This is a genomic window from Janthinobacterium foliorum (assembly GCF_978021625.1).
On the sequence record NZ_CDXDQE010000004.1, the window covers coordinates 60,365 to 84,422 of the forward strand.

Annotated in this window: 21 protein-coding genes; 11 read left to right on the forward strand and 10 right to left on the reverse strand. The window is 61.6% G+C overall.

Annotated features, from left to right (window positions below; translation table 11 throughout):
• Nucleotides 1-207: 207 nt before the first annotated feature.
• From ccoN to ACZ92H_RS10565, 6 genes are all read left to right on the forward strand, one after another.
• The gene (gene ccoN, locus ACZ92H_RS10540) at nucleotides 208-1,635 is read left to right on the forward strand and encodes a cytochrome-c oxidase, cbb3-type subunit I (RefSeq protein WP_034752511.1); all 1,428 of its coding nucleotides are present in this window, start codon (nucleotides 208-210) and stop codon (nucleotides 1,633-1,635) included.
• 15 nt (nucleotides 1,636-1,650) lie between these two features.
• On the forward strand, nucleotides 1,651-2,265 hold the full coding sequence (gene ccoO, locus ACZ92H_RS10545) for a cytochrome-c oxidase, cbb3-type subunit II (protein ID WP_131374949.1): 615 nt from the start codon (nucleotides 1,651-1,653) through the stop codon (nucleotides 2,263-2,265).
• A 1-nt stretch (nucleotide 2,266) separates the two neighbouring features.
• On the forward strand, nucleotides 2,267-2,470 hold the full coding sequence (locus ACZ92H_RS10550) for a cbb3-type cytochrome oxidase subunit 3 (RefSeq protein WP_131374947.1): 204 nt from the start codon (nucleotides 2,267-2,269) through the stop codon (nucleotides 2,468-2,470).
• A complete protein-coding gene (ccoP, locus tag ACZ92H_RS10555) occupies nucleotides 2,463-3,383 on the forward strand; it encodes a cytochrome-c oxidase, cbb3-type subunit III (RefSeq protein WP_465049293.1) in 921 nt (306 codons plus the stop codon). The genes ACZ92H_RS10550 and ccoP overlap by 8 nt, the downstream gene beginning before the upstream one ends.
• 3 nt (nucleotides 3,384-3,386) lie before the next feature.
• On the forward strand, nucleotides 3,387-4,769 hold the full coding sequence (ccoG, locus tag ACZ92H_RS10560; RefSeq protein WP_131374943.1) for a cytochrome c oxidase accessory protein CcoG: 1,383 nt from the start codon (nucleotides 3,387-3,389) through the stop codon (nucleotides 4,767-4,769).
• Between the two features lie 144 nt (nucleotides 4,770-4,913).
• On the forward strand, nucleotides 4,914-5,438 hold the full coding sequence (locus ACZ92H_RS10565) for a FixH family protein (RefSeq protein ID WP_465049294.1): 525 nt from the start codon (nucleotides 4,914-4,916) through the stop codon (nucleotides 5,436-5,438).
• Nucleotides 5,439-5,440: 2 nt separating this feature from the next.
• Here ACZ92H_RS10565 and fnr read toward each other — a convergent pair whose 3' ends face one another.
• Nucleotides 5,441-6,199: a fumarate/nitrate reduction transcriptional regulator Fnr gene (fnr, locus tag ACZ92H_RS10570; RefSeq protein WP_071325969.1), complete on the reverse strand. Its 759-nt coding sequence runs from the start codon at nucleotides 6,197-6,199 to the stop codon at nucleotides 5,441-5,443.
• A 251-nt stretch (nucleotides 6,200-6,450) separates the two neighbouring features.
• On the opposite strand from fnr, the gene ACZ92H_RS10575 reads away from it, so the two are divergent.
• Entirely contained in the window at nucleotides 6,451-9,525 is a 3,075-nt protein-coding gene (locus ACZ92H_RS10575) for a response regulator (protein ID WP_131374939.1), read from the forward strand.
• Nucleotides 9,526-9,596: 71 nt separating this feature from the next.
• Here ACZ92H_RS10575 and ACZ92H_RS10580 read toward each other — a convergent pair whose 3' ends face one another.
• From ACZ92H_RS10580 to ACZ92H_RS10605, 6 genes are all read right to left on the reverse strand, one after another.
• Nucleotides 9,597-10,421, reverse strand: coding sequence for a TOBE domain-containing protein (locus ACZ92H_RS10580; protein WP_465049295.1), 825 nt, complete (start codon nucleotides 10,419-10,421; stop codon nucleotides 9,597-9,599).
• Nucleotides 10,405-11,121 carry a sulfate/molybdate ABC transporter ATP-binding protein gene (locus ACZ92H_RS10585; RefSeq protein ID WP_131374935.1) on the reverse strand — a complete coding sequence of 239 codons (717 nt, stop codon included), beginning with the start codon at nucleotides 11,119-11,121 and terminating at the stop codon, nucleotides 10,405-10,407. The genes ACZ92H_RS10580 and ACZ92H_RS10585 overlap by 17 nt, the downstream gene beginning before the upstream one ends.
• Before the next feature lie 5 nt (nucleotides 11,122-11,126).
• The gene (gene modB / locus ACZ92H_RS10590) at nucleotides 11,127-11,798 is read right to left on the reverse strand and encodes a molybdate ABC transporter permease subunit (protein WP_131374933.1); all 672 of its coding nucleotides are present in this window, start codon (nucleotides 11,796-11,798) and stop codon (nucleotides 11,127-11,129) included.
• 15 nt (nucleotides 11,799-11,813) lie between these two features.
• Nucleotides 11,814-12,572: a molybdate ABC transporter substrate-binding protein gene (modA, locus tag ACZ92H_RS10595; RefSeq protein WP_131374931.1), complete on the reverse strand. Its 759-nt coding sequence runs from the start codon at nucleotides 12,570-12,572 to the stop codon at nucleotides 11,814-11,816.
• Between the two features lie 199 nt (nucleotides 12,573-12,771).
• On the reverse strand, nucleotides 12,772-13,257 hold the full coding sequence (locus tag ACZ92H_RS10600; protein WP_465049297.1) for a hypothetical protein: 486 nt from the start codon (nucleotides 13,255-13,257) through the stop codon (nucleotides 12,772-12,774).
• The gene (locus ACZ92H_RS10605) at nucleotides 13,254-17,315 is read right to left on the reverse strand and encodes an RHS repeat-associated core domain-containing protein (RefSeq protein WP_465049298.1); all 4,062 of its coding nucleotides are present in this window, start codon (nucleotides 17,313-17,315) and stop codon (nucleotides 13,254-13,256) included. Before ACZ92H_RS10605 ends, ACZ92H_RS10600 begins: the two co-directional genes overlap by 4 nt.
• A gap of 293 nt (nucleotides 17,316-17,608) precedes the next feature.
• Here ACZ92H_RS10605 and ACZ92H_RS10610 point away from each other — a divergent pair, with 293 nt between their 5' ends.
• From ACZ92H_RS10610 to ACZ92H_RS10620, 3 genes are all read left to right on the forward strand, one after another.
• Nucleotides 17,609-18,841 (forward strand): putative DNA modification/repair radical SAM protein, encoded by a 1,233-nt coding sequence (locus tag ACZ92H_RS10610; RefSeq protein WP_465049299.1) that lies wholly within the window; start codon nucleotides 17,609-17,611, stop codon nucleotides 18,839-18,841.
• Nucleotides 18,838-20,250 carry a UdgX family uracil-DNA binding protein gene (locus tag ACZ92H_RS10615; RefSeq protein WP_465049300.1) on the forward strand — a complete coding sequence of 471 codons (1,413 nt, stop codon included), beginning with the start codon at nucleotides 18,838-18,840 and terminating at the stop codon, nucleotides 20,248-20,250. Before ACZ92H_RS10610 ends, ACZ92H_RS10615 begins: the two co-directional genes overlap by 4 nt.
• Nucleotides 20,251-20,427: 177 nt before the next feature.
• Nucleotides 20,428-20,862, forward strand: a complete 435-nt coding sequence (locus ACZ92H_RS10620; RefSeq protein WP_465049301.1) for a TlpA disulfide reductase family protein — start codon at nucleotides 20,428-20,430, stop codon at nucleotides 20,860-20,862.
• A gap of 195 nt (nucleotides 20,863-21,057) precedes the next feature.
• Here the strand turns inward: ACZ92H_RS10620 and ACZ92H_RS10625 are convergent, their stop codons facing one another.
• Together ACZ92H_RS10625 and ACZ92H_RS10630 are read right to left on the reverse strand one after the other, a co-directional pair.
• Nucleotides 21,058-21,402, reverse strand: a complete 345-nt coding sequence (locus ACZ92H_RS10625; RefSeq protein WP_465049302.1) for a hypothetical protein — start codon at nucleotides 21,400-21,402, stop codon at nucleotides 21,058-21,060.
• Between the two features lie 291 nt (nucleotides 21,403-21,693).
• The gene (locus ACZ92H_RS10630; RefSeq protein WP_465049303.1) at nucleotides 21,694-22,707 is read right to left on the reverse strand and encodes a bile acid:sodium symporter family protein; all 1,014 of its coding nucleotides are present in this window, start codon (nucleotides 22,705-22,707) and stop codon (nucleotides 21,694-21,696) included.
• A gap of 283 nt (nucleotides 22,708-22,990) precedes the next feature.
• Between ACZ92H_RS10630 and ACZ92H_RS10635 the strand changes: the two genes are divergently transcribed.
• Nucleotides 22,991-23,440 (forward strand): hypothetical protein, encoded by a 450-nt coding sequence (locus ACZ92H_RS10635; protein ID WP_465049305.1) that lies wholly within the window; start codon nucleotides 22,991-22,993, stop codon nucleotides 23,438-23,440.
• A gap of 65 nt (nucleotides 23,441-23,505) precedes the next feature.
• On the opposite strand, the gene ACZ92H_RS10640 is transcribed toward ACZ92H_RS10635, so the two are convergent.
• Nucleotides 23,506-23,868: a BON domain-containing protein gene (locus ACZ92H_RS10640; protein WP_034752546.1), complete on the reverse strand. Its 363-nt coding sequence runs from the start codon at nucleotides 23,866-23,868 to the stop codon at nucleotides 23,506-23,508.
• Nucleotides 23,869-24,058: the final 190 nt, after the last annotated feature.

Genomic DNA, 24,058 nt, shown 5'->3' on the forward strand with positions numbered 1-24,058 from the left:
CATCGCCGGCAGCGTTTTTTTGTCCCCCATCCGGCCCGTCTTGCAGGGATCTTGCATGGCTTTTTTTACCTGAATCGCGTTTTATTTTGATGCCAGTTAACTACGCTTATTTCATCTGGGGAATTTTGATCCACATCAAAGTTTTTTAGCGGTCAAACACTTACTCTCTGGCCACCATCATAAATAGTAATTCCAGGGAGAGTCTTTGTGGATCAATCGCTGAACTATAACTACAAGATCGTGAAGCAATTCGCGGTCGCTACTGTGGTATGGGGCATCATCGGCATGCTGGTTGGCGTTATCATCGCCGCTCAGCTGGCCTGGCCTGCCCTGAACCTCGACATACCATGGCTGACATACGGACGCCTGCGTCCGCTGCACACGAACGCGGTGATTTTCGCCTTCGGCATCTGCGGCCTGTTCGCCACTTCGTACTACGTGGTGCAACGCACCTGCCAGGTGCGCCTGTTTTCCGACAAGCTGGCCGCCTTCACCTTCTGGGGCTGGCAAGCGGTGATCCTGTGCGCCGTCGTCACCCTGCCTATGGGCATGACACGCGGCAAGGAATACGCGGAACTGGAATGGCCTATCGCCATCCTCATCGCCGTCGTCTGGATCGCTTACGCCATCGTGTTCTTCGGCACCTTGATCAAGCGCAAGGTCAAGCACATCTACGTGGCCAACTGGTTCTTCGGCGCCTACATCCTGGCCGTGACGATTTTGCACGTGGTCAATGGCGCCGTCATGCCAGCCTCGTTTACCAAATCGTATTCCGCGTATGCGGGCGTGCAGGACGCCATGATCCAGTGGTGGTACGGCCATAACGCGGTGGGCTTCATCCTGACCGCCGGCTACCTGGGCATGGTCTATTACTTCATCCCGAAACAGGCCGAGCGCCCCGTGTACTCGTACCGCTTGTCCATCGTCCACTTCTGGGCGCTGATCTTCACCTACATGTGGGCGGGCCCGCATCACCTGCACTACACGGCATTGCCTGACTGGACGCAATCGATCGGCATGGTCTTCTCGCTGGTCCTGCTGGCGCCAAGCTGGGGCGGCATGATCAACGGCATCATGACCCTGTCGGGCGCCTGGCACAAGCTGCGCACCGATCCGATCCTGAAATTCATGATCGTCTCGCTGTCGTTCTACGGCATCGCCACCTTCGAAGGTCCGATGATGTCGATCAAGACCATCAACTCGCTGTCGCACTACACCGACTGGACCGTTGCCCACGTGCATGCGGGCGCCCTGGGCTGGGTGGGCTTCATCACCATGGGTTCCATCTACTACCTGCTGCCGCGCCTGGCGGGCCGCACGCAGATGCACAGCACGCGCCTGGTCGACGTGCACTTCTGGGTGGCCACCATCGGCATCGTGCTGTACATCGCCGCCATGTGGATCGCCGGCGTGATGCAGGGCCTGATGTGGCGCGCGGTCAATCCGGACGGCACCCTGACCTACACCTTCGTGGAAAGCGTGAAAGCCACGTATCCGTACTACGTGGTGCGCGTGGCCGGTGGCCTGCTGTACCTGTCGGGTATGTGCATCATGGGCTACAACACCTGGATGACCCTGCGCGGCAGCAAACTCCCCGTCGCCCGCATTCCGGAACTGAACGCGGCGCACGCCTGATAGGAGCAAGAGCAAATGAAATTTTCACATGCATGGATTGAGAAAAACCCCTGGCTGCTGATCGCCCTGGTCACGGTGGTGATCAGCATCGGCGGCGCCGTCGAGATCGTCCCCCTGTTCTTCCAGAAGAGCACGACGGAACCCGTCGCCGGCCTGAAGCCGTACTCGCCGCTGCGCCTGGCGGGCCGCGACATCTACGTGCGCGAAGGCTGCTACAACTGCCACTCGCAGATGGTGCGTCCGCTGCGCGCGGAAACGGAACGCTATGGCCACTATTCCGTCGCCGGCGAGTTCGTCTACGACCGGCCGTTCCAGTGGGGTTCCAAGCGCACGGGGCCCGACCTGGCCCGCGTGGGCGCGCGCTACAGCGACGAATGGCACCGCACGCACTTGAACAACCCGCGCGACGTGGTGCCCGAGTCGAACATGCCGGCCTACCCCTGGCTGGCGAAGACCAAGCTGGCGCCTGACGAGATCATGCCGAAGATGCGCGCCCTGCAGCGCCTGGGCCAGCCGTACAGCGATGAAGAAATCGCCGCCGGCCCCGCGCAGCTGCAGGACAAGACGGAAGAAGACGCCCTGGTCGCCTATCTGCAAGGCCTCGGTACATTAATCAAAACAAGGAATTAGCATGGCAATCGACAACCTGTTTGACAGCGCCAGCAGCGTCATGACGGTGGTTTCCTTTACGACGTTCGTGGGCATCCTGTGGTGGACGTTCAGCCGCAGCAATAGCGACTTCGACGCGGCGGCCCGCCTGCCGTTCGCCGACGACGCGCTCGACTATCCGGCCGAGGCCGAGATGAACCTGGCGAAGGAGCACAACCATGGCTGACTTTACCAATGGCTTCTGGAATATCTACATCATCGTGCTGTCCCTGCTGGGCATCATCGGCTGCGGCGTGCTGCTGTACTCGCAATCGAAAGTGAAAGTGCCGGCCGGCGCCCCCGCCGACGGCACCACGGGCCACGTCTGGGACGAGGACTTGAAGGAACTCAATACGCCGATGCCGCGCTGGTGGATGTGGCTGTTCTACATCACCATCGTCTTCGCGCTGGCCTATCTGTTCCTGTATCCGGGCCTGGGCAACTATGCCGGCAGCCTGGGCTGGAAATCGACGGGCCAGTACGAGGAAGAGCTGAAGAAGGCGGAAGCCGACTACGGCCCCCTGTTCAACAAGTACCTGGGCCAGGACCTGAAAACGGTGGCCGCCGATCCGCAGGCGCAAGCCATCGGCCAGCGTCTGTTCCTGACTTACTGCGCGCAGTGCCACGGTTCGGATGCGCGCGGCAACAAGGGCTTCCCCAACCTGACGGACAAGGACTGGCTGTATGGCGGCGAACCCGACATCATCAAGACCACCATCATGCACGGCCGTAACGGCCAGATGCCGCCGATGGGCGCCGCGCTCGGTTCGGAAAAGGATGTCGAGAACGTGGCCCATTATGTGCTGAGCCTGTCCGGTTCCACCTCGGACCCCGTCAAGTCGGTGCTGGGCAAGGCCAAGTTCGGCGCCTGCATGGCCTGCCACGGCGCCGATGGCAAGGGTAACCAGATGCTCGGTGCGCCGAACCTGACGGACAAGACCTGGCTGTATGGCGGCAGCGCCGATACCATCATGGAAACCATCCGCAAGGGACGCAGCAACACCATGCCGGCCTTCAGCGACTTCCTCGGCGAATCGAAGGTCCACGTGCTGTCGGCGTATGTCTGGAGCCTGTCGAATCCGCAGGCGCCCGCGAAGTAAACAATGGAACCTCAAGTCATCAAGATGTATGCGGCCCGCGAGCAAATCTACCCTCGCGAGGCCAAAGGACGCTACGCTACCTGGCGATGGGTATGCGTCTGGCTTACCCAGCTTGCGTTCTACGGCTTGCCGTGGCTGACATGGAATGGCAGGCAAGCCCTGCTGTTCGATCTGACCACGCGCAAGTTCTACATTTTCGGCGTCGTGCTGTGGCCCCAGGATTTCATCTACCTGGCGGCCCTGCTGATCATCTGTGCGTATTTATTGTTCCTCGTCACGGCCATTGCCGGGCGGGTGTGGTGCGGTTTTTCCTGTCCGCAAACGGTGTACACGGAAATCTTCCTGTGGGTCGAACGCAAGATCGAGGGCACGCGCAGCGCGCGCATGGCCCTCGACAAGCAGGGCCCGTCCCTGCGCAAGGCCTTCAAGAAGACGGCAAAGCACGTGGTGTGGGGCGCCATCGCCCTGTGGACAGGCTTTACCTTCGTCGGCTACTTCACGCCGATCAAGGAACTGGCGCATTCGGTGACCACCCTGAACTTCGGTCCCTGGGAATGGTTCTGGGTCCTGTTCTACAGCCTGGCAACCTATGGCAACGCGGGCTGGCTGCGCGAGCAGGTGTGCAAATACATGTGCCCCTACGCGCGTTTCCAGAGCGCCATGTTCGACCAGGACACCCTGATCATCACCTACGATGCCAAGCGAGGCGAGCCGCGCGGCGCGCTGAGCAAGAAGGCCGGCAACAACGACAAGCTGGGCGACTGCATCGACTGTACCTTGTGCGTGCAGGTGTGTCCGACCGGCATCGATATCCGCAATGGCCTGCAGTATGAATGCATCGGCTGCGCCGCCTGCGTGGATGCCTGCAACAGCGTGATGGACAAGGTCGACCGGCCACGCGGACTGGTACGCTACAGTACCGACCATGCGATGGAGAACAACTTCAATTCGCAGCAGATCCGCCGGCGCGCCATGCGGCCGCGCGTGCTGATCTACACGTCCATCCTGGCCCTGATCATCATCGCCGTGTGTACCTCGCTGGCCCTGCGCACGCCATTGAAAATGGACGTGATCCGCGACCGCGGCTCGATGGGACGCGAAGTGGAAGATGGCATGATCGAGAACGTTTACCGTCTGCAGATCATGAACACCTCGGAGCAAAGCCAGCATTTTAAAATCAGCGTCTCCGGCTTGCCGGGCCTGACCTTGCTGACGCGCGACGAAGTGACCCTGCAGCCGACGGAAACCCTGGGCTGGCCCATCCGCCTGCGCGTGCCGCACGGCGTGGGCGAGAAGGGCTCGAACAAGATCGCCATCGAGCTGCAATCGCTGGACGACCCGTCGCTGCATGTGCGGGAAAACGCGGTCTTCATCGTGCCGCGGTAACGGTGATGCGGGGGCCGGACCCTGCGGGTCCGGCCCCCGCATTTCGCCGTTGGGGTACCAGCTATTTATTTCAACCCAGAAGCAAATACTGGGGCCAGACGGGGACGCCGAGTCCCGCAGGGTCTGACCCCAAGGAGATCTAAAATGTCCAAGACCGCAAAACTGCAAGCCTCCGCCGATCCCTGGTACAAGCACCGCTGGCCGTGGCTGCTGATGGTGGGCCCGGGCCTGTCCGTCGTTGTCGGCAGCACCATGGGCTATATCGCGTTTACGCAGCCCGATGCGCTGGTGGTGGGCGACTATTACAAGCAGGGCAAGGCCATCAACCAGGACTTGCGGCGCGATACGGCCGCCAGCAACCTGGCCATGTCGACCAGCCTGGCATATGACGTGGCGGCGGCGCGCCTGACGGGTTCCGTGCACAGCTTCGGCAAGGCTTACCAGGCGCCGCTGCAACTGCACCTGGCGCATGCCACCCAGCCGGAAAAAGACATCAAGCTGCTGGTGCAGCCCGATGCGGCCGGCAACTTCTCCGTGGCCCTGCCCATGCTGGAGCGCAGCCGCTGGCAAGTACTGGTGGAAAACAATACGCGCGAGTGGCGCCTGTCCGGCATCTGGACCTGGCCGGCACAGCGCGCCATCGCGCTGCATGCGGATGAAGAGTTATAAAACTATTTGCAGGTGTCCGTGCCGGCCGTAATCGCCTTCAGCTTGGCTGGCTGCAAGATCTCGATCTCGCGGTTCGACACGCGCAACCAGCCTTCCTTCTTGAACTTCGACAATAGCCGGCTGACGCTCTCGATGGTCAGGCCCAGGTAATTGCCGATTTCCTCGCGCGACATGCGCAGCTGGAAGTTGCTGCCCGAATAGCCGCGTGCCTCGTAGCGCGAGGCCAGGTTGACGATGAAGGCGGCAAAACGCTGCGTCGCCTGCATATTACCCAGCAACAGCATGACACTTTGCTCGCGCGTGATTTCCTGGCTCATCATGCGGTGGAAATGGCGCAGCAGGGTGGGCATATTGCCCAGCAATTGTTCCAGGCTAGAAAACGGGATTTCACATACTTCGCTGTCTTCCAGCGCCACGGCGTTGCAGTGGTGGCGGTCGGCGCTGATGGCGTCCATGCCCAGCAATTCGCCCGCCATCTGGAAACCCGTCACCTGCTCTTCGCCGCCCGGATTGATCTGGTAAGTCTTGAAGTGGCCTAGGCGGATGGCATACAGGTTCTGGAACGAGTCGCCGATGCGGAACAGCGAGGCGCCGCGCGCTACCTTGCGGCGGCGGCCGATAATCTGGTCCAGCCTGTCCATGTCGCCCACGTCAAGCCCCATCGGCAGGCACAATTGATGCATGCTGCACGTCGAGCAGCGCGCACGCAACGCTTCCACGTTCACGGCAGGCAAGGCTGGAGAGAGTAGCGCTTCTGTCATGTCAGACCCTTTTAGAAAAATGCAACAACAAGTTTACTGCATAGTGCGCTCACATGTGCCAATTTCCCCGCATTTCCCCTTTATTTCGCTCAATAAACGACTTCCCGCATTTAATTTTATGGCAACATCCATACAAGTTCATGCCCGGGCGCGCATTTCCACGGCCCGTGCTTGCCAAGTTGACGTATTGATAGGAAAATTCCTGACAGCATTATCTGCCGCCTGTGCCTCCGGGTACTGAAAAGGAAATCATGAAGCCTCTCGGCATTAAAGCAAAAGTCGCGCTGGCCACCAGCCTGACCTCGATCGCCATGATCGCCGTGGTGACCATGGTGCAGGTCAAGCACATGCGCGACGACTTCACCCAGGTTTTGCTGAGCCAGCAAACGGCGCTGATCGAACGCACCGCGGACGAGCTCGACGACAAGCTGGCCATGCTGCTCGACATCATCACCCAGACGGCGCGCCACCAGCCGCCCTCCCTGATGGCCGACCCCGGCCAATTGCGCGAGTACTACACGCAGCGCGCCATGCTGGCCCTGTTCGACGACGTGCTGGTGCTCGACACGCAAGGCAAGGTGGTGGCCAACGTGCCCGAGGTGCAGGGACGCAACGGCGTCGACGTGGCCGACCGCGCCTACTTCCAGACGGTGATGCGCACCAAAAAGGCCATGATCACGGAACCGATGCTGGGCAAGACCAGCCATCTGCCCATCGTGCAGATGGTCGCGCCCGTGCTGGACAACAACGGCGAGGTGGCCGGCATCGTCATCGGCGTGCTGCGCCTGTACAAGGACAATATGCTGGGCCACTTGCGCACGGCCAAGGTGGGCAAGAGCGGCTATTACTTCATCCTCACGCGCGAAGCCGTGCCGCGCTATGTGCTGCACCCCGATGCCAGCCGCTTGCTGCACCCGCGCGCGCCGAACGCCAACCTGGTCACCACCCAGCTGCTGAAGGAAGACGGCGAGGGCAGCATGGTCAGCACCAACAGCCGCGGCGTCACGGCCGTCAACAGCTTCAAGCGCTTGAACTCCGTGAACTGGCTGCTGGCCGCCTCGCTGCCCGTGGCGGACGCGTTCGAGCCCTTCAATGGCGTGCTGTCGCGCCTGGTGCTGTGGAGCATCTGCGCCTCGCTGCTGGCCGCTGCCGTGCTGGGCTGGGTCACCGTGCGCCTGCTGTCGCCGCTGGTGCGCCTGCGCGACACCCTGCTGTCGCTGCGCAAGTCGGGCAGCCGCTTTACCCCCGTGCCGGTGCAGCAGCGCGACGAGATCGGCGAGCTGACGGAAGCGTTCAATGGCCTGATGAGCGAGCGCGACCGCTTGCAGCAGGAAGTCGAGGCGCGCGCCAGCGAACTGGAAGAGGAGCGCGACCGCGCCGAGGCGGCGAATCGGGCGAAGAGCGATTTCGTCGCCAACATGAGCCATGAAATCCGCACGCCCCTGAACGCCGTGCTGGGCATGGTGTATTTGCTGGGCAATACCAAGCTCAACACCGAGCAGCGCAAATACCTGACCATGGTGCGCGTGGCGGGGCAATCGCTGCTGGGCATCCTCAACGACGTGCTGGATTTTTCCAAGATCGAGGCGCGCCGCATGGACTTGTCGCCCGTCGAATTCGACCTCGATGAAGTCATGAATACCCTGGCCACGACGATGACCATGAATGCGGGCGAGAAGGAGCTGGAACTGGCGATCGCCGTCGAACCGGACGTGCCGCGCCGCCTCGTGGGCGACGCCCAGCGCCTGCAGCAGATTCTCGTCAACCTGGCCGGCAACGCCATCAAGTTCACCGAGAGCGGCGAAGTGGTGGTGGCCGTCAGCGTGGCGGAAAGCAAGCACGAGCGGGCCTGGCTGCGCTTCGAAGTGCGCGACACGGGCATCGGCATGACGGCCCAGCAGCAAGCCCAGCTGTTCACGGCCTTTTCCCAGGGCGATCAAAGCATCACGCGGCGCTTTGGCGGCACGGGCCTGGGCCTGGCCATCAGCAAGCACCTGATCCACATGATGGGCGGCGAAATCGCCGTTGCCAGCAGCGAAGGCAAGGGCAGCCGCTTCTGGTTCAGCGTGCCGTTCGAGGTGCTGGCGCAGCCGGCCGAAACGCGCCGCACGCCCACCTTGGGGCCGCTGCGCCTGCTGGTGGCCGACGACAACCGCACCACGCGCGAACTGATCGTCAAGCTGATCCACGCCTGGGGCTGGAATGCGGACGAGGTGGATTCGGGCTTCGCCGCCATCGAACTGTACCGCGAGCGCCTGGCGCAGCAGCAACCGTACGACGTCGTGCTGGCCGACTGGCACATGCCCGTCATGGATGGCCTGGCCACGGCCAAGGCCATCCGCCAGGCGGCGTCCGGCCAGCGCCAGCCCATCGTGGTGATGGTCAACGCCTTTGCCCGTAATCACCTGGAGGAAATTTCCAGCGCGGCCGAGGCGGATGTCGTCCTGATGAAGCCGATCACCGGCTCCAGCCTGTTCGACGCCCTGCACCAGGCGCTGATCGCCAAGGAAAACGGCAGCGAGCAGCGCATGCTGCACCAGCCGCTGGGCACGGAACTGGCCGGCGTGCATTTCCTGCTGGTGGAAGACAATCATTTGAACCAGGCCGTGGCGCGCGGCATCCTCGAACACATGGGCGCCACCCTGGACGTGGTGGGCGACGGCTTGCAGGCGGTGGAACGGCTGCGCACGGAAGCGCTGCGCTACGACATCGTGCTGATGGACATGCAGATGCCCGTCATGGATGGCTTCAGCGCCACCCAGCTGATCCGCACGGAACTGCGGCTGAACCTGCCCGTGATCGCCATGACGGCCGGCGTGCTGGCTTCCGAGCGCGAACGCTGCATGTCGGCCGGCATCACCGATTTCATCGCCAAGCCCGTGGTGGTGGAAGAGATGATGGAAGTGATCAGCCGGCACTTGCCGAAACGCCCGCCCGTGCAGCTGGCCAGCGCGGCGCCCAGCGTCGATGAAGAAGTGTTTTCCATGGCCCCGCTGATGCGCGTGATGGGCCGCGATGCGAAGGGTCGCGGCGTGCTGCGGCGCATGGTGGAAGACGCGCTGAACAAGGGCATGACGCCCTTGCGCGACGCCGAAATGGCGCTGCAGGCCGGCCATCACAGCGACGTGGCGCGCATCCTGCACGGCTTGCGCGGCTCCGTCGGCACGCTGGGCACCAAACGGCTGATCCGCGCCGCCTTTGCCACCGAGGAAGCCATCGATGCGGGCCGCCACGACGCGGTGCCGGCGCTGCTGGCAGCAGTGGGAGCCGAACTGGAACAGGCGCTGGCGGCGGCGACGGAATGGTTGTCCCGGCTGGAGGATTAAGCTCGTTTGAACCCAGGAGATAAAGGCCGGGGTCGTCCCCTCAGGGCACGCCCCCGGTCCTTGCTTGGGGTTTAGGCGGGCACGCCCAGAATCACGCTCGACGCCTTGAACATCGCCGTCACGCTGCTGCCGATGGCGATGCCCATCCCGCTGCAGCTTTGATTCGTGATGATGGCGGCAATCGTGCCGCCGCGCGGCAGATCGAGCACCACTTCCGTGTTGACGGCGCCCGTCTGCACGCGGGTGACGGTGCCGGCCAGCTGGTTGCGCGCGGAAAAGCGCGCGCCCACGCTGTCGGCCACGAGGATGATGGACGACGCCTTGACCAGCGCGAACGCTTCGGCGCCCGGCACCAGGCCCAGGCTTGCGCTGCTGCCCTGCGTGACGATGGCCACGATGTGCTGGCCGCCCGGCAATTCCAGGGTCACTTCATCGTTGACGGCGCCCGCCTTCAGCGCGGCCACCTTGCCGAGGAATTGATTGCGCGCCGTGGTTTTCATGGCCATCCTGCGGATGAGCAGCAAATCGTCGGCGATGCCTTCCGCCTGGCTGCCCAGCTGGCGCAGGTAGCGCGCATGTTCGCGCTCGATGATGCGGAAATTGTCGACCAGCTGGCGTCCCCGCTGCGTCAGCCGCGTGCCGCCGCCGCCCTTGCCGCCCGTCAGGCGCTCGACCAGCGGTTCGCCGGCCAGGTTGTTCATGGCGTCGATGGCATCCCAGGCCGCCTTGTAGCTCATCTTGACGAGCTTGGCCGCCTGCGTGATGGACCCGCACTCGCCGATGGCGCCCAGCAATTCCACGCGGCCCGCGCCGCCCAGGTTCTCGCCGCCCACCGTCATCCATACCGAGCCTTGCAGGCCGATTTCCGTTGCTGCCGATTTATCCGATTCGCTCATCCAGTACCCTGTCGTCCAATGCCCTGTTGTCTTCCATGCGGTCGATCTGTCCGTCGCGCAAGTAGAGCACATGTTCGCCCAGGATGCGCGCATCTTCCGGATCATGCGTGATCAGGATCATGGGCACTTCCAGGCGCTGCTGCCACTGGCTCAGTTCCAGACGCATTTTGACACGCAGGGCGGGATCGAGGGCGGCAAACGGCTCGTCGAGCAGCAATGCCGCCGGGTCGGCCACCAGAGCCCTCGCCAGCGCCACCCTTTGGCGCTGGCCGCCGGACAACTCGTCGGGAAACTGGTGCGCCAGTTCCTGCAAGTGAAACGCGTCAAGCCAATGGTCGACTTTTGCCAGCTTGTCGCGCGCGCGCGGATTGAGCCAGCCCTTTGCCAGGCCGAACCCCACGTTCTGGCGCACCGTCAGGTGCGGGAACAGGGCGTAATCCTGGAACAGATAGGCCACGTTGCGCTGCTGCGGCGGCAGGTTGATGCCGGCGGCCGAATCGAACAGGGTGCGGCCATTCAGACGGATATGGCCTGCGTCCGGGGTGAAGAGGCCGGCAATGGCTTTCAGGGTCATGCTCTTGCCGGCGCCGGACGGGCCATACATGGCGATGCGCTGGCTGCCGGACGTGCATTGCACCTGCAGCTCAAAACTGCGTTTGCCGGAGCGCAAGGTGGCGCGGAGGTCGAGGTCGAGTTGCATGGGCGTCATTTGTGAACGATGCGTCCGGGCGCCAGGCGGCCGGCCGACAGCAGCACGACGATGCAGACGATGGACGTGATCAGCACGAGAGTGTTGGCGACGTCGTCCTGGCCCGCCTGCACGGCTTCATACACGGCGACGGACAAGGTCTGCGTCTTGCCGGGAATGCTGCCAGCGACCATCAGGGTCGCGCCAAACTCGCCCAGCGCGCGCACGAAGCCCAGCAAGACGCCGGCCAGGATGCCGCGCCATGCCAGCGGTAACGTCACGCGGAAGAAAATCGCCATTTCCGAGATGCCCAGCACGCGGGCCGCCTGTTCCAGCTGGCCATCGACGGCTTCGAAGGCGGCGCGCGCCGGTTTGAAAACGAGGGGAAAGGCGACCACCGTGGAAGCGATCACGGCGCCCTGCCAGGTAAAGATGAGGTTGATGCCGAAGTGTTCCTGCAGCCAGATGCCGAGGGTGCCGCGCCGGCCCAGCAACACCAGCAGGTAATAGCCGAGCACGGTGGGCGGCATCACCATCGGCAGAGTCAGGAGGGCGTCGAGCAGCTCGCGCCCGGGAAAGCGCGTGCGCGCCAGCAGGTAGCCCGTACCGATGCCAAGCAACAAGTTGAGCGCCGTGGCCCACGCCGCCACCTTCAGCGACAGGGCCAGCGCGGTCCAGGCGATATCCATGTGCCGTCGTTTGCTTTATGGCTTCTTGAAACCGTATTTGGCGAGGATGGCTTGCGCCGGCGCCGTCTGCAGGTAGCTGACGAAACGCTTCGCTTCGGCCTGGTTGGCGCTATCCTTGATGGTGGCGATCGGATACAGCACGGGCGCCTCCAGCGGCACTTCCAGCACCACGTTGACCTTGTCCTTCATGATGGCCGCGTCGGTGCCATACACGAAGCCCGCATCGACTTCGCCGCGCGCCACGTAGTCGAGCGACTGGCGCACGTTCTGCGTGCTGATGGCTTTCGGCTGCACGGCGTCCCACAGTTTCGCCTTTTTCAATGCGCCTTCCGAATAGCGGCCGACGGGCACGCTGGCCGGATTGGCAATGGCCACGCGCGTCACGCCCTTCTGCGTCAGGTCTGTCAGGCTCTTGATACCCAGCTTGCTATCGTGCGGCACGATCAGTACCAGGCTGTTGCCGACGAAATCGTGCCGGTCGGCCGGCAATACCAGGCCCTGTTTTTGCGCCGCATCCATGGTTTCCTGGTCGGCCGAGGCAAACACGTCCACGGGCGCGCCCTTGACGATCTGCTGCAGCAGCACGCCCGAGGCGGCAAAGTTCAGGGACACCTTGCTGCCCGGGTACTGCGCCTCATAGCCCTGCGCCGCATCCTTGAACGCATTCGTCAGGCTGGCCGCGGCCGAGACCACCACTTCGCCGGCAAAGGCGGACGAGGCGGCGCTGGCGAGCAGGGCGGTGCCGAGGAGCTTGGCGAGGGAAGTGAGGCGCATGGTCGTATCCTTAATGAGAAGAGAACAAGGCCCGTAATATACACCGATATATAACGTTCTGCCATTGCGTGGGTCAAGCAATGGCAAAGAGCAAAGGGGGAAGCCGCAGCCATGCGCTGGACGCGGCTTCATGGTACGGCAAGGAGGGAAGCGTGCCGCAATTGCTCATCCTTCGCCGGACCGCGTGTGCCGCCGCGCGCTAGCGGATGCGCAAGCTGACGACTTCCGAGACGACGCGGCCAAAGGGACAGCGGCCCTCTGGCGATATGCCATAAATGGCCCGGATGCGATATGTGCCGGCCTTGGATATATCGTAGCGTCGCTCAAAGTCGTGGAACTTTCTTCCCCATTGGTAACCTTGTTCCAAGGACACCTTGTCATCTGTCTCCAGTATTTTCATTTCTGGCCCCAACCAGCGCACCCGCTGATTTTTTTCATTGACCACCTCGAAACGCAGCCAATAGGACTCCAGTTCCATGAAGGACGGCAGATGCAGCGTATCTCTGCCGGTATTCGCCACCATAACGGTCACGCCAACTGATTCGTGTGCGGCGGCGATCGTCTTATCCAGCACGACACCAATCTGCAAAGCGCCAATTTTCCTGTCGCAGGCATTGGTGGACGCGACAGCCTCAGCTGCGAACAAAACAGACAGAAAAAAAACTTTCCATACTAAATTCATCATTTGTTAATAACCTCCCCCCAAACATAGACTTCAAAATTCTTCCCAGCCTCTGTCGGGAATGGCGAACCATCGCGCCAATCCAAATAATGCGTCAGTTCGTGCAAAACGGTGGCGTCAAACAACCTGTCAGATACGGTACCGTGTTCAAAACCATTCAAGAATCGTTGATCCATCATGAGTTCAGAAGTGCCGGGCTGATACCCTGCCACCATTTTTTGCAGCGTTTTGTCCACCACGGATGGCCCGCTGTTTTTTGCCAAGGCGGCATCGACATCGCACTTCGAGGCTTGCCCATACTTGCTGAATGCCGCATACATCCTCGCATTGACCTTCGCCCCCATTTGATTCAGGCGTGCAGCCGACTTCGGATATGCCTGCTGGAATGCCGGAGAAAACTTCAGCAGGCCCAAGGGATCGATATAGCGAATCGGATTGCCTTCCACATAGGCATAGGTATTCATGCCACCCGCCAGTCCGATCGGATCGCTCTGCAGATACCGTCCCAGCGATGCATCGTAGTAGCGGTGCCAGTTGTACCACAGGCCGGATTCGGCATCGTAGTACTGGCCCGGGAAACCGACATTCAGGCCGCCTATGGTGTCGACGACCACCTTGCGGTCGAACGCGGCGTTGGCGGCGCGCCAGGCGATGGCGCCGGCGGCATTGGTCAACACTTCGGGACGGCCCAGCTGGTCATTATGGCTGGCATAGAACTGCCCGCCGCGGGCAATTCCCATCAGTTCGCCACCGAGCCAGACATAGCTGGTGGGTTGCGGGCCGAACTCGGCCAGCAGTTCTCCTTGCGGTCCATAAATTGCAGGAGTATGCGTGCCGCCAACTTCGCGGTAGACACGCTGGTTCAAGGCATTATTGCGATAGTTGGCCAGATGCACGCCATTTACCGCCATGCCGCTCATGCGGTTGAGCCCATCGTAAACATAGGTCCGATTCCCGTCGTGCCGGTTTTCCCCCACCACATTGCCGGCGCCGTCATACGCGAAGGCGCGGCTCTGGCCATTGCCACGCCAGGCGGCAAGGCGGTTGCTGTGCGGCTCCACCGCCAGCATGTATCCCGCGCCTTCGCGACTATGATCCGTCAGGTTGCCCGCCAAGTCCCAATTGAAGGCTTGCGAATCGCCACTGCGCGCAACGTATTTCAGGCGGCTGGCGCGATCGTAATCCAGGGTCTGCGACAGGGAATTGTCCAGGTAGTCGCTGACAGAACTGATCAGGTCTACATTGTTGAATTCAAATACGGAATTGTGCGCGCCATGGCCATGTAGTTGTGTAATACGCCCATCGGCATCCAGGCGCGCGATCCGCGGCACGCCATTGCCAAAGCGCCAGGCATAGCGCTGCTCCATGGCAGGCTGATACAGGAAGGAATCAGCAATCACCGGCCAGGCGCCCTGGCTGGTGACAGAGGCAATGCGGCCGCTACTGTCGTAGTGGTAGTGGAGGACCAGGCCCGTCGGATAGCTCAGGCTGGACAGCCTGCCCATCTCATCATAGCTCCAGCTGGTGGTAAAGCCGGTGCCGAACATATTGTTCAGCTGTGAAGTCATCTGGCCAAACGCATTGTAGGCGTATGCCGTATAGCCTGTGGCATCGCTGAAACGCGTCAGGCGCCCCTTGCCAAAAGCGCCTTCGTCATAAAGGAAAGTTTCCGTCACGCCATTGCCGGCGCGCGAAATCAGGCGATCCAGGCTGTCCCATGCGTACTGGATGACTTTACCGTTGGCCAGCGTCTTGCTCGCCAGCCGGCCCGCGCTATCGTAGGCATAGCTGGTCGTGCCCGTGTCCGGACTCGACTGGCTAAGGACCTGTCCAAAGCCATTGTATGCATAGCGCGTTTGCAGCGGGCGCGGATCTGTTACCGCCGCCAGCATGCCGTCGGCGTCGTACTCCATTTGCGTGACGCCGCCATCGGGCGCCGTGCTCCTGAGCAGGTGGCCGGCAGCGTCATAATCATAACGGGTGGCACGTCCGGCGGCATCGGTGACGCTGGCCAGGTTGCCGTTGTGGTCATAGCGCTTGTCCAGGCGCTGGCCATGATTGCCGACCTCGGCATAGGCGCGGCCCAGGCTGTCGAATTCCGTCATCGCGCTGCGTTCCCCGACCGTAACCGCCACCGGCGCAGCGGCGCCGGCATCAGCGCTGTGCAAGGTGGAACTGCTGCGGACACTGTTACCCGCGACGTTCACGGCAATATGCGTAAATTCCCCCAGTGCATTGCCGACGTATTCGACCCGGCCGCCCGCCGTGTATTGATACTGCGTCATGCTGCCGTCCGGATAACTGATGGACCGCACCAGGTCGCCCGCATGATAGGCCAGTTGCGTCGTCCGGCTGCCGTTGAGCGTGGCCGCCAGCAGGCGCCCCATGCCATCGTAGGCATAGGTACTGGGGACGCCATTGCTGTCGGTATAGCTCGCGGGGCGGCCCATGCCGTCATGGCCTGCCCACGCTTGCTGGTGGCCAAGCGGATTCGTCATGCCGGTCAGGTTGCCGCGCGTGTCGTAGTCATAGCGCGTGACTGCCGCGCCGCCGGGCAGGCTGCGCGACACTGTCCAGCTCGACATGGTGCTGTTCGGATAAAACGCATACGTGTGCAGGAATTTCTTTTGCTTGCCGGTCTTCAGGTCGTCCCACGTTTCGCTCTCGAGTTTTCCTGACGGGGCCCACGCATGGTAGTAGGTGTAGCTGACGCGCAAGTAGGCCACGTTGCCTGCATTGCGGTATTCGGTTTTTTCAATCTCATTCCCGATCCAGCTATGCACGACCGTCTGCGCCGCGCTCGTGCCAGCCGCCGTCGTTTTGCTCAACAGGCGGCCGCCCGCATCATAGCTGTAGTCCGTCTTGTTGCCATTCCAGTCCAGCGTATAGTCGACATAGCCATTGGCGTCATACGCGGTGCTGGCGGCCGCCGCGGCGCACGTCGCCGTGCCGGCGCGGGACACCGCTGTTGGCTTCAGCTCGCCACCGATCAGGGCAAACTTGTAGGTAGTGGCTTGTTGACGCGCATCGGTCACCGTCGTTTGATTGGCGCCGTAGACAAAGGTCTCGCGCTCCTCCCCACCTTCCAGGCCGCTCTCGCTGACCCGGCCATCGGCAAAATACGCGTAGCGGCCATGGCGCTGGCCATTGATGCTGATCCCCGTCAACAGAGCGGGATTGGCCGTTTCGTAGTGATACTCGCGCACTTCCTGGCTGGCCGGCGCAGTGACCTTGGCGAGCATGCCGCTGGCATGGTATTCATAGTTCCAGTCATTGCCCGCAGGATCACGCACGCGGCTCACCTTGCCGTTGCCGCCCCAGGTAAACTGGATCAGCTGGCCACTGCTGTTGCTGACGCTGGCAAGCTGACTGGGATTGGCGCCGTACTGAAAATTGAGTTGCGCGCCGGCACCCTCCACGATCGAGACAATGGCGCCCACTTTGTTATAGGTATAGGTATTGCCATTGGCCCACAAGGTCCAGCCGGCACCGGGGGTATACACCATTTCGCCACTGCGCGCGGATTTTCCGGAAAGATACAAATAAGATTTTGCACGAGGATCCTGAGGCGAGGGGAACTCGTTCTCCCCGACGAATTGATAATTGGTCGTGCTGCCGGTGGGAGCGGTCACCGTCACGGAGCGGGGAATGCATCGTCCCGTTCCCGCGTTGCCGCAATTCGGCTCCTTCAGCCTGGGCACATCCACGCTGGACAGCCACTGTGGTCCGAACAAGGTGCCGACCGCGTGCTTGCTGCGATAGGTTCGCTTCAGCCCCAGGCCGTACAGGCCCAGGGACTGGAAATCCACCTCGGGCTTGATCTTCTCGCCGGTGGCAATGACCACCGGGTGCGCCGTCAGGGCGCCGCAGCGGTCGATATTCGTATTGGCATTCGATGGCGCGGCATCGGTATGGGCGGGACCCGGCGTGCCGGCGCCGCGCGAAGGACGGTCGTAGAAGTCGGACATGTCGCCAGGCCAGCGGCAAAAGACACCGCTCATGGCGACGCAATCTTCATAAGCCTGCCGCTCCCGCTCGGCGGTCACGGTGATCGTCGGCATGGTATAGCTGTATGAGAACGGACTCTGGAAGAAAAGGATGAGGAAGAATAAAACGTGTTTTTTCTGGAATAGGCTGAACATGGGAATGGATCGGAGTGTTTTTGGCTAAGATTTTCAAAGACTGTGAAAATCCAGCTAACATTGACATCCTAGCACTTAAATTCATTGCTTATATGTAATGTCCTTACCGTGCGAGGGGCATTCTTTTCCGCTCAAAAACGCCGCCTGGGGCAACTGGCATCTCACGGCATTCCTGCTATACTGTACAAAAACACAGTATATCGAGATGAGCCATGGAATTGACGGACAAGCTGGAAATCCTCGCCGATGCGGCGAAGTACGATGCGTCCTGCGCCAGCAGCGGCGCGCCCAAACGCGATTCCATCGGCAAGGATGGCTTTGGGGCCACCACGGGCATGGGCATTTGCCACAGCTATACGCCGGACGGGCGCTGCGTCTCGCTGCTCAAGATCTTGCTGACGAATTACTGCCTGTACGATTGCCAGTACTGCGTCAACCGCCGCAGCTCGAACGTGCCGCGCGCGCGGTTTACGGTGGCCGAAGTGGTCAAGCTGACGAGCGACTTTTACCTGCGCAACTACATCGACGGCCTGTTCCTCAGCTCCGGCATCATCCAGTCGGCCGACTACACGATGGAGCAGCTGGTGCAGGTGGCGCGCGAGTTGCGCGAGGTGCACCAGTTCCGCGGCTACATCCACCTGAAAACCATCCCCGATGCCGATCCGGCCCTGATCGCGCAGGCGGGCCGCTATGCCGACCGCCTCAGCGTCAACATCGAATTGCCCACGCAGGACAGCGTGCAGAAACTGGCGCCGGAAAAGAGCGTGCACACGATCAAGCTGGCCATGGGTTCCATCCGCCGCAAGCTCGACGAAAAGGCGGAGGAACCGAAGTCGCCCCGCTTCGCGCCCGCCGGGCAAAGCACGCAGATGATCGTCGGCGCCGATGCCAGCGACGACCAGCAAATCCTCTCGACGGCCGAGACCCTGTACGGCAGCTATAAACTCAAGCGCGTGTACTACTCGGCCTTCAGCCCGATTCCCGACAGCCCGAAAAGCGTGCCGCTGGCGCCGCCGCCGATGCTGCGCGAACACCGGCTCTACCAAGCCGACTTTTTGCTGCGCAGCTACGGCTTCCAGGCCAGCGAACTGCTGCCCGCCGCAGGCGGCAACCTGGCGCTGGACATCGATCCCAAGCTGGCCTGGGCGCTGGCGCACCGCGAACATTTTCCGCTGGACTTGAACCGCGCGGCGCAGCACATGATCGCGCGCGTGCCCGGCATCGGCCTGCGCAACGCGCAGCGCATCGTCGACCTGCGCCGTTTGCGGCAGGTGCGCTACGCCGACCTGTCGCGCCTGCGCTGCAGCATGAAGAAAATCGCCCCCTTCATCATCACGGCCGACTACTTTCCCGCGCGCGACACCACGGCATCGGAGCACCTGCGCCGCGCCATGGCGGAGGCGCCGCAGCAAATGCCTCTGTGGCCGGAGCTGCAGGCGGCATGAACGCTGTTGTCCGGCTGGCGCAGTCCTTCGACGCGTGGCGCGCGGCGGCACGCGAACTGATCGCCCGCCAGGTGCCGCCCACACGCGTGCAATGGCAGTCGCGGCCAGGCGAGGGCGACCTGTTTTCCTCCCCGCCAGAGGCGACCGATACCGGCGCCCCCATGCTGCGCCTGCCCCGCCAGCTGGTGGAGCTGCTGCAGGCCGCCGCCTGTTTCAATGTGCATGACCGCTGGGCCTTCCTGTATCAGGTGCTCTGGCGCTGGCAGCTGGGCCAGCACGACGTACTATCACCGGCCGACGCGGACGGCGCGCGCCTGCACGCCATGGCCAAGGCCGTGCGGCGCGAAGAGCACGACATGCATGCGTATGTGCGCTTCCGCGAACGCGGCGAAGCGCAAGGGGCACCGCGTTTTGTCGCCTGGTTCGAACCCACGCACGAAGTGCTGCCGCAAGTGGCGCGCCACTTTGCGCGCCGCATGGGATCGACCAGCTGGATGATCGCCACGCCCGACGCCAGCATGCTGTGGGATGGCGCCACCCTGCACGCGGGACCGGCCCTGCTGCGTGGCGCGGCCGAGATCGACGATGCGGGCGAAGCCCTGTGGCTGACCTATTACCGCAGCATCTTCAACCCGGCCCGCGTGAATGCGGATTTGCTGCACAGCCATATCCCCGCGCGCTTCTGGAAAAACCTGCCCGAAGGCGCCATCGTGCCCGCCATGGTGAGCGCCGCCGCCAACGGCGAACGCCGCACGGGCCAGACTGCCAGCGTCGGCCAGCGCGGTGGCGCCACCATGATCCCCATCACCGCCGAGCGCGCCCAGCCCGCGCGCGACCTGCCCACCACGCTGGACCAGTGCCGCCGCTGCGCGCTGTGGGAGAGCGCCACGCAAGCCGTGCCCGGCATGGGGCCGGCCCAGGCGCGCATCATGCTCGTCGGCGAGCAGCCGGGCGACCAGGAAGACCTGGCGGGCGTGCCCTTCGTGGGCCCGGCCGGCGCGGTGCTCGACCAGGCCCTGCAGGAAGCAGGCATGGCGCGCGACAGCCTGTATCTGACCAACGCCGTCAAGCATTTCAAGTGGGAACCACGCGGCAAGCGCCGCCTGCACAAGACCCCGGCCCAGCGCGAAATCCTCGCCTGCCATGGCTGGCTGGAAGAGGAAATCCAGCGCGTAAAACCGCAAGTGATCGTGGCGCTGGGCAGCACGGCGTTGAAATCGGTTTTGCAGGATGGCGCGGCGGGCATGGCGCCGCTGATCGGCACGCCCGTGCAGCATGAGGGCCGCTGGCTGGTCGCCGTGTACCACCCGTCATACGTGCTGCGCGCGCCCGATGCGGCGAGCCGGCGGCAGGCTTACAAGGTGATTGTCGAGGGCTTGAGGCGGGCGCAGGCGTTGCTGAAAGGCTAGCCAGAAGCAACGACATCGCTTGCTGACGGCGCCTGCGTGACAATGTGTGTGTATCGAGCCTGGCCAGCTTGCTATGCTCGCTCCTCACTTCACTTCGCGCAAGGCATATGCCCCTGCGCCGGCTGTTGACCTTTCTGCTGTTTGCCTGCACCGTCCACGGCGCCAGCATCCGACGACATGGCCCCCGACTACCTGGGCAAGACTCTGGAGGGCAAGGAACTGGCCGTCAGCCACTATCGGGGCAAGGTGCTGGTGGTGTCATTCTGGGCCACCTGGTGTCCGTATTGTTTGAAGGAGCTGCCCATTCTCGAAGGCATCCAGCAGACGGCAGGCACGGACAAGGTACAAGTCATCGCCATCAACACGGAAGAGCGCGATGTCTTCCGCAAGGTCAGCCGCGCGCTCAGCAAGCTGACGCTCGGCATGTCCTATGATCCGGGCAAGAAAAGCGCAACCTTGTATGGCGTCCAGGGCATCCCGCATCTGCTCATCATCGGCCGCGACGGCCGCATCCGGAATGTGTACCGCGGCTACGACGAGTCATCGCGCGATGGCATCGTGGAGAGTTTGAATGTGGCCATCAATATGCCGGTGGAGGCCGTCGATAACTGAGGATGCTGCAGAAAAGGTTGGTGGGCAAGCGCGCAGGCATATGGGCACCCGCGCTGGCGTACAAGGCGATCGCCGACACCAAAGCCAGGCGCCATTTAGCAAGTGCGTTGTGCCCCGCATGCGGCAGAAAATGACCATGACCATATTGTTCAATAACAATATTCAGCCAGCAAAAAAAACTTCTTGCTTTGCCTCTCATAACGAGAGCAGTTTCCACCAGATCACGCCCCATCCTATGCCGGCGATAAGGAAAAAAGCAGCATGCTTGCGCAATCCGAGCCACACCAGCGTGCCAAGAAGGGCATACAAACCCGCATTGGCGGCCATCGAAAACACAAAAATTCCCGGTGCCGACTGAGGGTTAGCCGCTGCCAACATCATGACACACGTCGGCCATAGCAGCAGCTGCAGCTTGAACACCATGAGCTGCATATCGAAATATGGACTGTAATCAAGAAAATGCCATACGAGCCGAGAAAGCAATGGAATGATCGATCCACCCAAGGAAAAAATGGCGATGATTCTTGCAAATGACCTCATGAACACGTCCCGGATTAGCATTGCAATTTATCAAGCAACTCTTTTCGCACAGCAAACCCGGACTTGGCACTCTCATCGTTCATGTGCATCTTCCTGGCGATCTCCAACCTTGAATATTGCATGTCGGCCCGATACATTACAACACAAAAAATGCTTGAAAAGTAACTGCCTTATCGAACTGAATGTCCCGAAGTGTTTCTCCCACGGTCTGGCGTGCCTATCCAAGGCTTCGCCCTGCGCACAGGCAAAAAAATACCGCGCCAGGCGCGGTATGGGAAGCGGAGCCGTCGCTCAGGATGTCGAGACGGGCACTTCCTGCCCCTCATCCCGGCGCGCATAGCGCTGCGCGATCACGGCGCAGATCATCAGCTGGATCTGGTGGAACAGCATCAGCGGCAGGATCACCATGCCCAGCGAGTGGGTGGCAAACAGCACCTTGGCCATGGGCACGCCGCTGGCCAGGCTTTTCTTCGAGCCGCAGAAAACGATGGCGATCTCGTCCTCCTTGGAAAAGCCCAGGCGGCGGCTGATGAATGTCATCAGGCCCAGCACGAGCGCCAGCAGCAGGATGCTGAACACGCCCAGCGCCACCAGGGTTTCCACGGAAATCGTGTGCCACAGGCCTTCGCTGACGGCTTCGCTGAAGGCCGTGTAGACCACCAGCAAAATGGAACCCTGGTCGACGAATTTCAGCATGGCCTTGTGGCGGTCCACCCAGCGGCCGATCCAGCGGCGCAGGAACTGGCCGGCGAGGAAAGGCAGCAGCAACTGCATGACGATGGAGAGCACGGCATCGACCGAGGACTTGCTTTCCGCGCCTTTCGCCACCAGCAAGCCGACGAGAATCGGCGCGAGGAAGATGCCGATGAAATTCGAGGCCGAAGCGCTGCAGATGGCAGCGGGCACATTGCCGCGCGCCATGGCCGTCAAGGCGATCGACGATTGCACGGTCGAGGGCAGGGCGCACAGGAACAGGATGCCCACGTACAGTTCGGGCGTGAGGAAGGTCAGCGCCAGCGGGCGCAGGGCCAGGCCCAGCAGTGGAAACAGGACGAAGGTGCTGGCCAGTACCAGCAGGTGCAAGCGCCAGTGCATGATGCCGGCCACCACGGCTTCGCGCGACAGCTTGGCGCCATGCAGGAAGAACAGGGCACCGATGGCGATGGTGGTGATATTGCCGAAGACCACGGCCGTCTGGCCCGTGCAGGGCAGGAAGCTGGCCAATGCCACGGTTACGAGCAGGGCGATGGTGAAATTATCGGGTTTCAGATTGCGCAACAAGGTGGCGGGAGAGAAAGAAGACATGCGGTAGCCTGGTAACGGCGCAGCCTTGCAACGCTGTGCCTGAGATGACAAACAGCGCCGGGAGCGGCGCCAGTGCAGGCTATTCTACCGTTGAACTCGATTCATCATCGCTAAAAATCATTGTGTGGAATGAAAGAGGCTTTACTGTCCGCATTATTCGCGCTTCCAGAAATTCATCTAAAAAGAAACAAAATTTCCACAATTAAAATATTTTCATAGATAAATAAACAATGCCAATTTACACTAGTTTGTTCCAAAAATTACAACTACATCTAGGGTCCATATGCATAAGTTATCTATTGTTTTAGCTTCACTGGCATTAACTGGCTGCGCCTCCGTCTCGGGCGAAAAATTTCAGCCTGTTTCCATCCAGACCATCCATGAGAGCAAGGAAGTGTCGGGTATTGGCTGCAATCTCAGTAACGATGCAGGAAACTGGTTCGTTGTCAGCCCTGGCAGCGTTATGGTGCACAAGAGCACCGGCGACATGATCGTCGACTGCAAGAAGGGCAATCTCTCTGGCAATTCGACTCTGGTATCGAAGTCGAATGGCGCCGTATGGGGCAATATTCTGCTGGGCGGCGGCATCGGCTACATTGTCGACCGGAACACAGGCGCGGGATTTGATTATCCCAATACGACGACAATCCAGATGCGGGACATCGCCACAGCTCCAGCTCCGGTGCCAGCGCTGCCTCCGCAAGCAGCTGTAGAAACCGTCAAGACCAACTGAAGCAGGCAAAAAAATGCCCTGTCCGCAGACAGGGCAACCCGGAGTAAAGTACAGCGCGAGGGCAATTAGCCGGCGGCTTTGACTTTCAGTTCGTTCTTGATTTCTTTCACGCCGCTCACGGAAGCGACGATCTGCACGACGCGGTCACCCGCTTCGGCGCTCGGCACGTCGCCCGACAGGACCACGACGCCTTGCTGGGTTGCTACCTTGACTGGCAGGGCAGCGGCTTGCGCATCGGCGCTCAGGGCGGCCTTGGCCGAGGAAGTGATGGTTTCATCAGGGACGGCTGCGGCAGCGTTGGCGGCCACGACGGTGTCAGCAGGAGCTTGTGCTTTTGGTGCGGAGTCAGCTGCATGCGAAGCGGTGATCGAGGCGCCCGACAGAACGATAGCGGCAACCAGGGTATTGAACAGTTTCGATGTTTGCATGGTAGTTCCTCTCAATGAAGTTAAAAGCTTCTTACTTGGTTAAAGCAACACTTTGGAGCGTCACATCTACCCATACAGCAAGCACCGTGCCAGCTTTTAATTTTCATTTAAAATCAACGACTTATATTCACTCCCGATTTTTTCCGCACTTTTTCCGGCAATCCGCCCCGGAAAACCGGGCTTTTTGTCG

Excerpts from the sequence above, each read along its gene's own strand:
- ACZ92H_RS10610 (WP_465049299.1), top strand. The coding sequence starts at position 17,609 with ATGGAATTGACGGACAAGCTGGAAATCCTCGCCGATGCGGCGAAGTAC.
- ACZ92H_RS10615 (WP_465049300.1), top strand. The coding sequence starts at position 18,838 with ATGAACGCTGTTGTCCGGCTGGCGCAGTCCTTCGACGCGTGGCGCGCG.
- modB (WP_131374933.1), bottom strand. The coding sequence starts at position 11,798 with ATGGATATCGCCTGGACCGCGCTGGCCCTGTCGCTGAAGGTGGCGGCG.
- ACZ92H_RS10605 (WP_465049298.1), bottom strand. The coding sequence starts at position 17,315 with ATGCCGACGATCACCGTGACCGCCGAGCGGGAGCGGCAGGCTTATGAA.
- ACZ92H_RS10625 (WP_465049302.1), bottom strand. The coding sequence starts at position 21,402 with ATGAGGTCATTTGCAAGAATCATCGCCATTTTTTCCTTGGGTGGATCG.
- ACZ92H_RS10600 (WP_465049297.1), bottom strand. The coding sequence starts at position 13,257 with ATGATGAATTTAGTATGGAAAGTTTTTTTTCTGTCTGTTTTGTTCGCA.
- ccoG (WP_131374943.1), top strand. The coding sequence starts at position 3,387 with ATGGAACCTCAAGTCATCAAGATGTATGCGGCCCGCGAGCAAATCTAC.
- ccoO (WP_131374949.1), top strand. The coding sequence starts at position 1,651 with ATGAAATTTTCACATGCATGGATTGAGAAAAACCCCTGGCTGCTGATC.
- fnr (WP_071325969.1), bottom strand. The coding sequence starts at position 6,199 with ATGACAGAAGCGCTACTCTCTCCAGCCTTGCCTGCCGTGAACGTGGAA.
- ACZ92H_RS10635 (WP_465049305.1), top strand. The coding sequence starts at position 22,991 with ATGCATAAGTTATCTATTGTTTTAGCTTCACTGGCATTAACTGGCTGC.
- ACZ92H_RS10575 (WP_131374939.1), top strand. The coding sequence starts at position 6,451 with ATGAAGCCTCTCGGCATTAAAGCAAAAGTCGCGCTGGCCACCAGCCTG.
- ACZ92H_RS10640 (WP_034752546.1), bottom strand. The coding sequence starts at position 23,868 with ATGCAAACATCGAAACTGTTCAATACCCTGGTTGCCGCTATCGTTCTG.
- ACZ92H_RS10585 (WP_131374935.1), bottom strand. The coding sequence starts at position 11,121 with ATGCAACTCGACCTCGACCTCCGCGCCACCTTGCGCTCCGGCAAACGC.
- ccoP (WP_465049293.1), top strand. The coding sequence starts at position 2,463 with ATGGCTGACTTTACCAATGGCTTCTGGAATATCTACATCATCGTGCTG.
- ACZ92H_RS10550 (WP_131374947.1), top strand. The coding sequence starts at position 2,267 with ATGGCAATCGACAACCTGTTTGACAGCGCCAGCAGCGTCATGACGGTG.
- ACZ92H_RS10580 (WP_465049295.1), bottom strand. The coding sequence starts at position 10,421 with ATGAGCGAATCGGATAAATCGGCAGCAACGGAAATCGGCCTGCAAGGC.
- modA (WP_131374931.1), bottom strand. The coding sequence starts at position 12,572 with ATGCGCCTCACTTCCCTCGCCAAGCTCCTCGGCACCGCCCTGCTCGCC.
- ACZ92H_RS10620 (WP_465049301.1), top strand. The coding sequence starts at position 20,428 with ATGGCCCCCGACTACCTGGGCAAGACTCTGGAGGGCAAGGAACTGGCC.
- ACZ92H_RS10565 (WP_465049294.1), top strand. The coding sequence starts at position 4,914 with ATGTCCAAGACCGCAAAACTGCAAGCCTCCGCCGATCCCTGGTACAAG.
- ACZ92H_RS10630 (WP_465049303.1), bottom strand. The coding sequence starts at position 22,707 with ATGTCTTCTTTCTCTCCCGCCACCTTGTTGCGCAATCTGAAACCCGAT.